Source organism: Lysinibacillus sp. Bpr_S20 (assembly GCF_023337835.1).
Classification (GTDB): Bacteria; Bacillota; Bacilli; order Bacillales_A; family Planococcaceae; genus Lysinibacillus.
Genome location: NZ_JALNLQ010000004.1, coordinates 482,779 through 496,135, shown reverse-complemented (window position 1 = coordinate 496,135; position 13,357 = coordinate 482,779). Strand labels below are relative to the sequence as shown.

The 13,357-nt window shown below is 36.7% G+C and carries 12 protein-coding genes; all 12 read right to left on the bottom strand.

Annotated features, from left to right (window positions below; all coding sequences use genetic code 11):
* Positions 1-15 precede the first annotated feature (15 nt).
* Entirely contained in the window at positions 16-1,395 is a 1,380-nt protein-coding gene (locus MWJ95_RS13370) for an aminotransferase family protein (protein ID WP_249105988.1), read from the bottom strand.
* 94 nt (positions 1,396-1,489) lie between these two features.
* Complete coding sequence (locus MWJ95_RS13365; protein WP_249105987.1) at positions 1,490-2,794, bottom strand: APC family permease; 1,305 nt, start codon at positions 2,792-2,794, stop codon at positions 1,490-1,492.
* 517 nt (positions 2,795-3,311) lie between these two features.
* Complete coding sequence (locus MWJ95_RS13360; RefSeq protein WP_249072618.1) at positions 3,312-4,124, bottom strand: helix-turn-helix transcriptional regulator; 813 nt, start codon at positions 4,122-4,124, stop codon at positions 3,312-3,314.
* Positions 4,125-4,763: 639 nt separating this feature from the next.
* On the bottom strand, positions 4,764-6,257 hold the full coding sequence (locus tag MWJ95_RS13355; RefSeq protein ID WP_249072619.1) for an aldehyde dehydrogenase family protein: 1,494 nt from the start codon (positions 6,255-6,257) through the stop codon (positions 4,764-4,766).
* Between the two features lie 191 nt (positions 6,258-6,448).
* Positions 6,449-6,835, bottom strand: a complete 387-nt coding sequence (locus tag MWJ95_RS13350; RefSeq protein WP_249072620.1) for a 5-carboxymethyl-2-hydroxymuconate Delta-isomerase — start codon at positions 6,833-6,835, stop codon at positions 6,449-6,451.
* Positions 6,836-6,848: 13 nt separating this feature from the next.
* Positions 6,849-7,637 carry a fumarylacetoacetate hydrolase family protein gene (locus MWJ95_RS13345; RefSeq protein WP_249105983.1) on the bottom strand — a complete coding sequence of 263 codons (789 nt, stop codon included), beginning with the start codon at positions 7,635-7,637 and terminating at the stop codon, positions 6,849-6,851.
* Positions 7,638-7,671: 34 nt separating this feature from the next.
* Positions 7,672-8,430 carry a fumarylacetoacetate hydrolase family protein gene (locus tag MWJ95_RS13340; protein WP_249072622.1) on the bottom strand — a complete coding sequence of 253 codons (759 nt, stop codon included), beginning with the start codon at positions 8,428-8,430 and terminating at the stop codon, positions 7,672-7,674.
* Positions 8,431-8,504: 74 nt separating this feature from the next.
* A complete protein-coding gene (locus MWJ95_RS13335) occupies positions 8,505-10,061 on the bottom strand; it encodes a solute symporter family protein (protein WP_249105982.1) in 1,557 nt (518 codons plus the stop codon).
* A 4-nt stretch (positions 10,062-10,065) separates the two neighbouring features.
* Positions 10,066-10,419 carry a DUF485 domain-containing protein gene (locus tag MWJ95_RS13330; protein ID WP_249072624.1) on the bottom strand — a complete coding sequence of 118 codons (354 nt, stop codon included), beginning with the start codon at positions 10,417-10,419 and terminating at the stop codon, positions 10,066-10,068.
* 50 nt (positions 10,420-10,469) lie between these two features.
* Positions 10,470-11,912: an aldehyde dehydrogenase family protein gene (locus MWJ95_RS13325; protein WP_249105979.1), complete on the bottom strand. Its 1,443-nt coding sequence runs from the start codon at positions 11,910-11,912 to the stop codon at positions 10,470-10,472.
* Positions 11,913-11,945: 33 nt separating this feature from the next.
* The gene (locus MWJ95_RS13320; protein ID WP_249072626.1) at positions 11,946-12,842 is read right to left on the bottom strand and encodes a cytidyltransferase; all 897 of its coding nucleotides are present in this window, start codon (positions 12,840-12,842) and stop codon (positions 11,946-11,948) included.
* 21 nt (positions 12,843-12,863) lie between these two features.
* On the bottom strand, positions 12,864-13,337 hold the full coding sequence (locus MWJ95_RS13315) for a flavin reductase family protein (RefSeq protein ID WP_249072627.1): 474 nt from the start codon (positions 13,335-13,337) through the stop codon (positions 12,864-12,866).
* Positions 13,338-13,357: the final 20 nt, after the last annotated feature.

Here is a 13,357-nt window from a genome sequence, read left to right as displayed (position 1 = left end):
TCATCAACTCTTAAATTAAATTTGTTTTTCGAATCTTTTAAGAGCCTCAGACATTCTGTTAATAATCTCTTCAACCTGTTGGCTTGTAATAATAAGCGGTGGAGCAAGCGCAACCGTATTTGTTCCCTTCCAATCGAAGTAACGCAATTGCAGCCCTAAATCCATACATATATCTGTATACAGAGCTGCAGCATGTACCGTCGGATCAAATGAGATGCCGTTTTCAGGATCTTTAACTAGCTCAATACCTGCAAGTAGACCAAGACCTCTTACATTCGTTATATATTTATGGTTGCTTTCGAGATATTGAAGTCCTTTTAATAATTCTTCACCGCGAAGCCTACTATTCTCAACAATTTGATCTCTTTCTAATATTTCAAGTGTCTTCAAGCCAACCGCGCAAGCCATTGGATGTCCACTATATGTGAATCCATGGAACATCATTTCATCTGATTGAATAAATGCTTCTCTTACATGCTCTCTCATAATTACGGCACCTAGGTGGGCATAACCACTTGAGATACCTTTTGCAACACATAGAAGGTCCGGAACAATGTTCCAATTATCAACACCAAAAGTCTTTCCGGTTCTTCCAAACCCACAAATCACCTCATCTGCAATAAGCAAAATGTTGTGTTCGTCGCAAAGTTTGCGAACAGCTTGAAGGTATCCATCAGGAGGGAACCTTACCCCGCCTGCGCCTTGGATTGGCTCTATAATGACAGCTGCTATGGTGTCAGACCCTTCTGATTCAATTATTCCGCGAATAGAACGCGAGTAGTTCGGATCACTTTTGTCACCAAGTTCTGCATTCAAAGCATGCGCCGCAGCTGTAAGGAAGTTCGGAGCATTAGAAGTCGTAAATTGGTTAAATCCCTCGATTCCGGTAGCACTTGTGGCTCCTACTGTAACTCCATGGAATGATTGTTCAAGAGAAATAATTTTAGTTTTCTCTGGTTGACCTTTTACTTTCCAATAAAAACGGGCTAGTTTAAAAGCCGTATCATTAGATTCCGAGCCTCCCGATGTGAAGAAACAAACATTCAAATCACCAGGTGCTAATGAGGCCACTTTCTGTGCTAAAAGGATAGCGGGCTCATTGGATTGTCCGCTGAATGAAGAGCTGTAAGAAAGTTTTAACATCTGCTGTTTTGCTACCTCAGCAAGTTCTTCATTGCCATAGCCAAGGTTAACATTCCAAAGCATCGAAACCCCATCAATACGCTCTTTCCCCTCTATGTCTTTCAGATAAATGCCTTTGCCTTCTGTAAAAATTGTAGAAGGCCCTGATAAATAATGTGCTCTTGGTGGTGTGGTTGGATGCAAATAATGTTTTTTATCCAGTTCTGATAATTCCATTTTACTTAGGTTATACCGATTTGTAACGAGTTGCATATTTTATTCCTCCCTTTAATAATTAAGTATCGATTTATGAAGTTACCCTTTTACGCTCTAACAGGCTCTCCATCTGTTATAAAGATTATTTTTTTTAACTAATATTCTGCCCTTCTATATCTGTTAAGAGTTTTTTGGACTCTTTTGAATACATGGATCGAATTGCTAAATAACAAACACCAATTCCCATCCAAGCAAATCCAACTATTTTTCCGGTTGTTGAAAGCCCCCATAAGATATAAAGACAAATTAACATCCCAATTAATGGAATAATTAAATGTTTAACGATATTTTTTTGTTTGTTTTTTAAATAATAATGATTAATTACACAAATATTCACGAAAGCAAATCCTAATAATCCACCAAATGCAACTAAGTCGGATACCATTTGCAGATTCAAAGATATCGCACCCATAATTCCGATTATTGACATTAACAAAATATTATTAATCGGTGTTTTATACTTTGGATGGATATAGCTAAAAAATTTTTGAGGGATGACATTGTCACGCCCCATTCCCAAGAGCAGACGGCTAGAAGCTGATTGGCTCGCTAAGGCACTTGCAATTCCAGATGCGATAATCGTAAGTGTAATATAAGTCTGGAGAAACCCGCCCCCTATAGTCTCTAACACATTGAAGAAAGCTGTATCTGGATTATCAATAGCTAAATAGTTTCCTATAAGAATCACTGCTAAATAAGTGACGGAAACATAAAATACTGTTTGAATGATACAGGTAAACAAAATGGCCAAACCAATTTTATTGCCCCCTACGTTCGTCTCTTCAGCCAAGGTCGTAATAGCATCAAAACCTAGGTAAGCGACAAAAACAATAGCTGCCCCGCCAATAACTGCTCCTATTGAAAATGAATCGCCATTATAAATTGCCTTATAGTTTATTAACGTTAAATCACCCGTTATAATATAGTGACTTGCACTGAAAACGAAGGCAATCACCGCGATAATCATGAGGAACACTAAGACTAAATTCAACTTAGCTGCTATATCAATTCCAATTATATTTACAATCGTGATTGGGATCGCGAAAATGAGAACCCAACCCCATACCGGAATGCTTGGTACAAGGGCGTTTGCAAAACTTGCACTGATCAAAAAAGTTAACATGGGTATCAACAGATAATCAAGGAGCATTCCCCATCCAGCTATAAATCCTATTTTAGGGTGTAGCGCTTGATGGGCGTAGGTATAGGTTGAGCCCGCAACTGGGAAAGCTTCAACCATTTTACCGAAACTGTACGCCGTAAATAACATTGCAACAAAACCAAGAACATATGAGAGGACAGAATGGCCCTGAGATACCAATGTAATAATTCCAAACATTGACATCGCTGCAACTGGTGCCATAAAGCCAAGACCAAAAATAACTAAATCTCGCATTTTTAAACTTCTTTTTAGACTTTGTCCATCTGATAAAATTTGAATGTTCTCTATCGATTTTTGCGTTTCTATAATCCCTACCCCCGTTGGCGTTATTATCATTTTGTTATTTAGACAAAGCTGACACGACCTCAACCCAATTACCATTAATAAACAGTTTGTATTTCGCCATTCATCTGACTCCCTTCTTTTGTTATTGCCAATTCTCCCCTCGAACTGTAGTAGGAAAATAAGCATTCTTTATATTGATTCCAGATTATCAGATTAAGATAATTTGATATTGTAAAAATCGGAACATTCTAAATTTTCATTCATAAATTCTTCAAACATGCGTATGCCGGCGCACTTAAAAAGAGGTTGGGACAAAAAGAAAAAATGTTAGACCGATGCAAACGGCCTAACATTTTTTTGATTTAGGAAGGAATGTTTAACTCATTGAAGTGAAAAAGTTATTACCCATTTTCGTTATTTTTCAATAATCTAGTTCTGTCCCAGCCTCTTAGCTATACAAACATATTTAGTTTGTTTTCAGACAACCGTTTTGCCCAGTTAATTGATAAGGTGTCATACATCCAAAATTCCGAAACTCATGAATCAAATGAGCTTGGTCATAATAACCGTTCTCATAAATAACATCATTTAACGTAAAGTGGGTTGTCCTCAGAATCATATTTAATGATGATTGAAATCTTACTATTTGGCTAAATAATTTTGGGGAAATTCCAATATGGTCTTCAAATTGTTTTCTTAAATATCTAGTTGAAAATCCTACTTCTTCTGCAAGTTGAGCTATGGTAATCTTACCTTTTGTCGCGTATATATTATATAATGCTTGTTTTATTGTTTTTGTTGATTTATCAATCTCAAAAATATGACTTCCTAATGTTTCAATGAATATTTGGACTCTCTCCATAAAACTTCCGTCAGTTACTACCCTTTCTAAGATATTCGTATTGACAGGAAGCATTTCATTTAAGCAAACTTCTGTATCCGTAAGGTCTTTAATTCCTATTTTCTTAATATTTAGGCATGGCAGAAAACGAATACCAAAGTATGTACTGTTGGGGAGAAGGTTAATCTCTCTACTTTTAGTAACGCTTCCACAAATATTACCGTAATGCTGATCACAATTAATGAGAATATCAATACATCCATCTGGGATAACAGAAATTTGACTACTTACCTCGCCCATTTTAAATTGGTAGAAAAGAATAGATGGTTGATTTGGTTGTATTCTAACTTTTTGTTCCGTATAGTAATCTGTCTGAAATTCGAAGTCAGGCTGAGACGGCAAGTAACTAATTATTTTCGAATTTAAAGGATTAATCAACTTTATACCCCCTATAACGCAAATTAGTAAGCGCTTACAAACTGATGCTTAATACGCAATTATTCCCTCGGTTAATTGAATAACAGCTACATCAACGGTTAACTACTTTTTTACATTTCACATAAAATAGCTACCTTCATTTTAAGAAGTAGCTATTCTTCATTTAGAAAGACCTTGCCAGAAGATTTTCCAAATCAAATTTCTTCTTTTGGATTACCTGATTCATAGCTTAAAGAAAAATCTATTATTTATGTCAGTTAAAGAAGTACTATCGTATTCTTTTTCTATCAATTGAACCAAAGCACTTTTCCACCTCTCGACGAACTTTCGTAAAATAAGTGTAATAAAAAAAGAAAAATTAAACAATATTATTTCCAGAAGATTCAGTTAATTATTCACCTCCCCTCAATAGTACTAATTTGATGAAGATGTGGTTATTTCATAATTGTAGATTGAAAAAAGATAACTCACTATTTATCCCAGAACAATTGAACAATATTTATAAACATTATCGATAACTAAATGAAAAACCTGTATCCCTTTTCGACTCAAGGTTACAGGCCTTTCTAACAACAGGTTTTTAACAATTTAATGCTTTATGGAGAAATAGGTTCAAATCTATTGAATGTCGCTGCAATCCTAAAACGGATAATCTAATTTACTTTCCTGTACAGATACCCATTTCGCAACAGTGAACTCATCAACAATCCATTCATAGCCAAAACGCCCAATTCCACTTTGTTTCACTCCACCAAATGGAACGTTTCCTTCTAGGACTGCAGGCATATCATTTATATGTGTTGTACCAGATTCGATCTCAAGGGCTAGTCTTTCCCCTCTTTCTAAGTCACTAGTTATAATGGAAGAGGATAATCCATATTCCGTGTCATTAGCAAAACGAATGGCCTCTTCATCACTTTCAGCCGGAATAATTTGTGCAACAGGACCGAAAATTTCACAAGATGCAAGACTAGAATCATTTGGTACATCCACAAATACAAATGGAGAAATAACATTCCCTGTACGTTCACCTTCTACGGCAACTTTTAATCCACTTTCCTTTGCCTTATTAACTAAATCCATGATTTTATCAGCTTGTTTTTTATTGATAACAGGTCCAATAATTGTGTTAGGATCCTTGGGGTCCCCTACGGTTAATCCCTTAACTTTTTCTACGTATCTAGCAACAAATTCATCGTAAATTTCTTTATTAACAATAATTCGGTTTGTAATCGCACAAATTTGACCACTATGCAAAAATTTCCCGAAGATGGCGATTTTCACTGCTTGTTCAACGTCGGCATCTCCTAAAACTACTAAAGGATTATTGCCTCCAAGTTCTAATGCCATTTGTTTTAATGTTCCGCCTGTTACCTTATTTATATGTTTGCCTACTGCCGTAGATCCTGTAAAACTGATAAACGAAGAATTCTTATTTAACAGGAATTCATCTCCTGATTCTTGAAGATCGGTTAAAATTGAATTAAACACTCCAGCAGGAAGTCCCGCTTCCTCGAAAGCCTTTGCAAAAACTTGCCCACCAACTATGCCAACTTGGATATCTGGTTTATGAACAACACTGTTCCCAAGAGCAATGGCAGGGAAAATCGTTCTTGTTGCCATGTTAAACGGAAAGTTAAAAGGTGTGATGGACGTAATAACACCTAAAGGTAATCGATATACATGGCTAACCTTCCCTGGTGTAGTAGATGCATAATTTTTGGGTGTATATATTTCATCAACCATATTAATAGCATCTTTTATGTCACTAACCCCAAAGCCAAACTCAATATGAGCTTTAAGTAGTGTTCCACCTGTTTCTCGTGTAATTAATTCCAAAATATGCTCTTTATTTCTTTCTAAATAGTCTAAAGCTTTCGTTAAAACTTCTCTTCTTTGTTCTGGAGTAGATTTAGCCCATTCCTTTTGTGCAGCTTTTGCTTGGTGATAAGCGTCTTTTATTTGCTCAACATTCGCTAATTCTACAGAAGTAATAGTTGACTGATCATATGGATCCTTTATTGAATAAGTTCTTTTACTTCCACCCTCTACCCATTGACCTCCAATATAACTTTTGTTTATTTGACTTACCCATTCAATGCAGTTCACATCTAAAGCCTGACTCTTTGTCATTTAAAGTCCCCTTCCTGAAATGGAAATCTATCCTTAACGCGATGTAACCTAAATTGTAAGCAGTATTAAATGTTTTTTATTGTAAAAAGCGGAACTAACCGCTTCCTTATCAAGCCCATCAATAAAATTCAACACTCCGCCAAATGCTATACGAAGAAACATGACAAGAATATTAGGAAGTAAGGTACCTCTTACTTTTTAAACCGCTTATGAATATTGTTATACTTGTAAGTTCCTTCCTCACTGAATTCAATCAGTTCCATAGATAAAGCCAAATATCGCCTAGCAAATAGATCAGCAAAATGATCCTTGATTACTTCGAATAGTTCGTCACAAGTTTCTTTCTTATTTTCAGCCGATCTTCCCGCCCCAATTTTTAAAATAGCATGAACAAATGCATCATCTTCTGCTCCATCTGCTACTCGGTAATCTTGAAGTTCAACTGCTCTTGATCGAATTCCTCCAATCGGAAAAAGATGACTACGGCTAATCAATACATCATTCACTTTTTTAAGCAAATTCGGAATGTCTGCTTCTTCCTTTATGTTATCGGTATATTCAACAATAAAATGCGGCATGTTTTCATCCCTCTCACTGACTAAAAATGGCGTTATCACTTTCGGTTCTTAAAAACTGTTTTTCACTAATAATGGTATTTACTAGTCGCCCTACTCCTTCAATTTCAGTAATGACTTCATCTCCTTCCTTTGTATCAACTAATCCTTCAGGCGTACCAGTAAGGATAATGTCGTTTTTATTTAATGTCATAAAACTACTTAAATACTCAATTAATTGCGGAATACTAAAAATCATATCTTTCGTTGTGCCTTCCTGAGTAACTTTTCCATTTACATAAGTACGCAATGTAAGATTCATAGGATCTTCAATATCTTTTGCATCCACTAGCCATGGACCGATTGGTGTACAAGTATCTCTATTCTTTACTTTTAAGTTCGGACGATAATAGTTTTCTAAATAATCACGGATGGCATAGTCATTTGCAACGGTATATCCTGCTACATAATCATAAGCATTTTCTCGTTTAATATTAGTCCCAGAACGCCCAATGACAACTGCAAGTTCACACTCATAATGCATATTGATAGCCTCAGCCGGTCGGTAAGTCTGACCTCGATGACCAATCAAAGTATTAGGACCTTTTAGAAAAACTAAAGGTTCTGTTGGTGCTTGAAAAGCAAGTTCCTTTGCATGATCTGCATAATTTAATCCTAAAGCAAAAATGGTTCTAGGTTGAACTGGCGGTAGCCAGATCACATCCTCCTCCGAAACAATTTGTCCATCTTCTAGTTTCAGGTGACCATCATTAGTTTCAATTGCGTGATGATGGACATCCTGAAATACTACACGTGCATGTTTCATAATAATCGCGCTCCTTTACAAAACAATGAGATTCTTATTGAACTGTATTTTCTAAATAACCGATTCCATCGATTTCAATTCGTACTCGATCTCCCTTTTCAACAAGCGGGGGATTCTCAGGTACTCCAACCAGTAAAACATCTCCCTCATACAGTGTCATGAATTCCGAAATTTCAGAAATCAATCGTGATACAGGACGAATTAAATTGGCCGTTGTATTCTTTTGTTTTAATTCATCGTTAACGAATACACTAATCGTCAACTTATTAGGGTCAGCGATTGCATCGCGTTCAATAATCCACGGACCAACAGGGCAAAAGTTATCTCTTGCTTTTTGTTTAATAGCTGGTCGATAAAAATTCTCATGTGGAATACTCACATCATTTACAATGGTGTATCCTAATACATGATCCAAAGCTTTTTCTGCTGTTACACGAGTAGCGTTTTTCCCAATGACAATGCCCAATGAAGCACCTACTTGCAGATGAGATGTCTCCTCGGGAAATGGAATTAAAGATTTAAATCCAGTAATGGTGTTCACCGGTTTTATATATAAGACAGGTGCTTTGGGAGGCTGTTTATAAGGTTCTTTAGTTAACGATGAACCTAATGCCTTAAGCTCGCCACTATAATTTAATAAAGCCCCATATACAGTACCCGAAATTGGTGCCTCCAAAGAGGACTGCTCTACTGGTAACTTTCTATCACCGAGAATAATTGTATTGCTTTTGGGATCTACTTCCACTTCTTTTGTGTGAAGGGTTTCACTAAATTTAATAATTGCCTTACTCAAACTATTCACTCCTCTCATATACTCGTAAATTCTTCTAATAATTACTTCATCTTATTGAGCTTGCAAAACTATCACTAATGTTGAACTACACCTTTAACATCATTACCTATATTTGACTTAACGATAATTTCTGAAAAATCATCCCCTACATGTTTTGACTTACGGGCCCCTATAAGTGTCCCAATAAAGCAGCCTAAGAAACCTAATGGTATAGAAAGAATTCCTGGTGATGCAAGAGGGAAGATTGGATTACCAGTAAATAAGGCCACACCTGGTTCTGGATTCCAAACATTTGGACTTAACAAAACCAGACCAATCGTGCTAATTAATCCTATAAGCATCCCAAAGATTGCCCCAGTTTTGTTGAATTTTCTCCAAAAAATAGTTAATAAAATAACAGGTAAATTCGAACTCGCCGCTAAAGTTAGAGCGAGTGATGATAAAAAGGCCACATTAAAATTTTGAAGAAATAGTGATAAGGCAACAGCGCTAGCAGTGATGAGAATCGATGCAAGGCGTACCATAAACATTTGCTGTTTTTCGGTTGCTTTCCCGTCTTTTAAAATTTCGTTATAAAAGTCATGGGAAAATGCTGTTGCTCCCGTAACTACAATTCCAGCAACAACAGCGAGAATAGTAGCAAAAGAAACCGCAGAAATGAAAGCGAACATCAAATCTCCGCCAATATACTTTGCTAATAATGGCGCTGCCATATTCCCTGCTGGGTTAGCTTCTATAATATTCGAAGTTCCAACTAGTTTTGCTGCTCCAAACCCAAGGAAAATAACCATAACATGGAAGAGCCCCATAATCCACATAAGCCAAACAACTGACTTTCTGGCTACCTGAGCATTAGGTACAGTTAAAAAGCGAACTAATACATGGGGTAGACCCGCTGTCCCAAGAATGAGCCCAAGTGTTAAAGAAGCCGCATCCCAACCATTTTTATATTTTAAACCAGGATTTAAGAAATCAATCCCAAAAGGCGTAGCTGTTTTCATATCAGTAAAAATACCAATAAAATTAAAATTAAATTTCCACATAACCATTACAAACATAATAAAGGTTCCACCTACTAAAAGAATGGCTTTAATAATTTGAACCCAGCTCGTTGCGGTCATTCCTCCAAACAAAACAAAAGCTAACATAGCAATACCAACAATAAGGACCGAAATATTATACGGAATACCTAATAATAATCGGAATAAAGCTCCTGCAGCAACAAGCTGTGCAAGCATATAAAAAATTGAGATGATTATTGTATTGAAGGCAGTTACACCTCGTACTTGTTTAAACCTAAATCGAGCAGTAATCATATCACCTAACGTATATTTTCCAAGATTCCTTAATGGTTCTGCCACTAAAAATAAAATGACAAGGAAAGAAACAAGGGCACCATACATGAGGAAAAATCCGTCATATCCCGTTAAAGAAAAGGCTCCAATTAACCCCAGAAAGGTAGAGGCAGACATAAAATCTCCAGCTAAAGCAAGACCATTTTGCCTAGCAGTTAGACCACCTCCAGCTGTATAAAAAGAACCTGCCGTTTTTGTTTTTTTGGAAGCATAGTACGTAATAAAAAGTACCCCTATTGACATGAGTACAAAAAGAAGAATAATATCCCATCCCATATGTCTACAGCCCCTCTTTTACTAAAATTTGCTTTACCTTTTCGTCAAATTCAGCAGACTTCTTTACATAAACACTGCATACCCCAAATGACATAAAGATAATGGAAATACCGTAAATCCACGCCAAGGTAATGTCTCCTATTACTTGGACGTTTAATATATTTGTAAACAAGGCTAGGAATGGTAAAGCTAATGAATAAGCTAAATAAAAAATTGTATATGGAATAATAAACTTTTTCTTATCTAAAAGTAGTTGTTTAAAATCTTCCGAAGTGGCAATTTTGACATAATCTATTTGTTTGTTGTCTTGTTGTTCGATGTCTTTATTTACACTACTCTGCTCTTTTACTAGCTCCAAATTGACAGCACCTCTTTCCTTTAATAGGCTTGCTTCTAATTCTCCGATTATTAATTTCTATTAAAAACCACTAGTTTTAGTTCTGTCATTTCCTCTACAGCATATTTTATGCCTTCTCTTCCAACGCCACTTTCCTTCACCCCTCCATAAGGCATGTGATCTACACGAAACGTTGGAATGTCATTAATCATTACGCCTCCAACATGAAGGTTTTCAGCTGCCGTTAACGCTGTATGAACATTGTCCGTGTAGATTCCCGCCTGAAGACCATATCGCGAATCATTTACTTGCTCAATTGCTTCCTCTACTGCTTGTACTTTATTGATGATCACAATTGGAGCAAACACTTCTTGACACGAAACTTTTAAAGAAGACTCTGCATTTAATAATACCGTTGGCAATAGAATATTCCCTTTTGCGATTCCCCCAGTTGCTACTTCTGCTCCTTGTTGTTTCGCCTCATGAATCCACTCTAAAGTACGTTCCACATCTCCTTTTGAAATAAGCGCTGAAACATCCGTTCGTGGATCTAAAGGATCACCAATTTTGAGTTGTTGCGTTGCTTCAACGAATTTTTGCACAAATGTTTCGTACAAACTTTCATGAATATAAATTCGTTGTAATGATATACATACTTGACCTTGGAAAGAAAAAGCTCCCTTCACACAACGATTAATAATTGAATCAATATCGATCCCTTTATCAATAATAACGGCTGCATTTGAACCAAGTTCTAATGTCACGCGCTTCAGTCCTGCTTTATTTCGAATACCAATCCCAACAGCTGGACTGCCCGTAAATGTAATAGCCGCAATTCTATCATCGGTCACGATTTTATCCCCCACGACTTTTCCGCTTCCCGTAATAATATTAAGAGCTCCATTAGGTAAACCAGCTTCCTGTAACAACTCTGCTAAAAAGAAAGCAGATAGTGGCGTTTGAGATGCTGGTTTTAATACAATTGTATTTCCTGCGGCAATGGCAGGACCTACTTTATGAGCAACTAAATTCATCGGGAAATTAAATGGCGTAATCGCTCCAATAACCCCAATAGGTTCACGCACCGTATAGGCTACTCGTTTTTCTCCACCTGGTGCAGCATCCAATGGAAGTGTTTCTCCATGAATTCGCTTTGCTTCTTCAGCTGCAAATTTATACGTTTGGATTGTCCGTTTCACTTCTTCGATTGCAGTAGCAATTGGTTTAGCTGCCTCTAAAGCAATAATTTCTGCCGCTTCATCTAAACGTTTCTCCAACAAAGCTACCAAACGTTCCAAAATAGCTGCACGTTCGTGGGCTGGCATTTTCGCCATTACTGTTTTTGCACGACATGCAGCTTCAATTGCCTCATTCACTTCTTGTTCATTGGCCTTAGGAATATATGCAATAACATCTCCAGAGTATGGAGATGTTAGAGATGCATGTTCAGTGGATTCTTTCCATTGACCATCAATGTATAAGTTTTTCTTTCTTGCTTCTACTTTTAAATTCATATTCTACTCCTTTCTGTTATAGCCTACTTTTAATTAGATCACTAGCTCATCTTTTTGCATGTATTCATTCATACCGTATGACTCATTTTGTTTGCCATACTTATAATCTAGCCACTTTACCTTAATCTGCTTCTTGTATGGATATATAGAACAATCTTTTAATTGTATTAATAATGAAAGGTGTTGCTCATTTATCGCTATTTGGTGGCAGGTTCCATCATAATGATGACCATCTATTTCAACTTGAATACGATAAATACCAGGTTTAGGTATTCGGTATTTGTTTTTTACTAGTAATTTAAGAAACTGATGTTTTTTATAAAAAAGAGAACCTTGATTCACTTCTCCGTCAATTTCATAAAAATCGCCAAGGTACATAGGAATCTTTTGCACATGACCTTCATCAAGCAATTTTCGGATTGCTGTTGAACTAATTTTTTCATCATCATGTTGGATCTTTGGAACAGTCGTTACTTCCAAACTGCCGGGATTATACTCTGATAACGTTTTCATATTACCGAGTCCTTTATAGCCATAATGATAATCAAAGCCTGCTACAACATGAATACATCCAAGTCCTATAATGTATTGTTCAACAAAATCGTTAGGGGAAAGGCGGGCAAACTCAGGGCTAAACTCAACAACAAATAACTTCTCAACACCCAGCTTTTCAAATCGATCTTCTTTCAAAGGAAGTGGTGTTAAATAAGTCATTGGCTCCATATGAGGAAAGAGTATATCTTTTGGGTGCGGATAAAACGTCATAACACCAAAGGCGCATTGTTTTTGCACAGCAATTTGTTTGGCTGTTTCAAGAATTCTTTGATGACCGATGTGAACGCCATCAAAAAAACCAAGAGCCAAAACACAAGCTTCCATTTCAGTGAACTTTGATTTATCAATTGAACTTTTGATATAAATTGTCTCCATCGTTTGCCCCCTCCTTTTATGTTAAGAAAACTGCGGTGCAGCGAGCTGGCCATATTTTCCTGCAAAGAATGTCAGTGGTTTTCCTTCACGAAGAACAATATCTTCTACTTCTCCAAGGAACAGCGTATGGTCACCAGCTACTTGCTTTCCATATACATTGCATACAATGTTCGCCAGTGCATCCTTTACTACCGAGATTTCGTTTAGGCGGTCAAATTCTGGCTCACGCTTTTCTTTGATCTGACCGGCGAATAACATAGAAACTTCTTGCTGGTCTTCCGATAAAATATTCACAGCGAATTTACCAGATTGGTTAATTTTATCAAGCATTTTCGCATTTTCTTTAATCGATATTAGTACGAGTTTCGGGTTTAGCGACACTGACATGAAGGCATTTGCTGTCATGCCATGAGGCTCTCCGTTGATGTCCGTTGTAATAACTGTTACGCCGGTTGCAAATTTACCCATGGCATCTCGAAATGTACGATCATCCATTGAAATTCCTCCATTCTTTT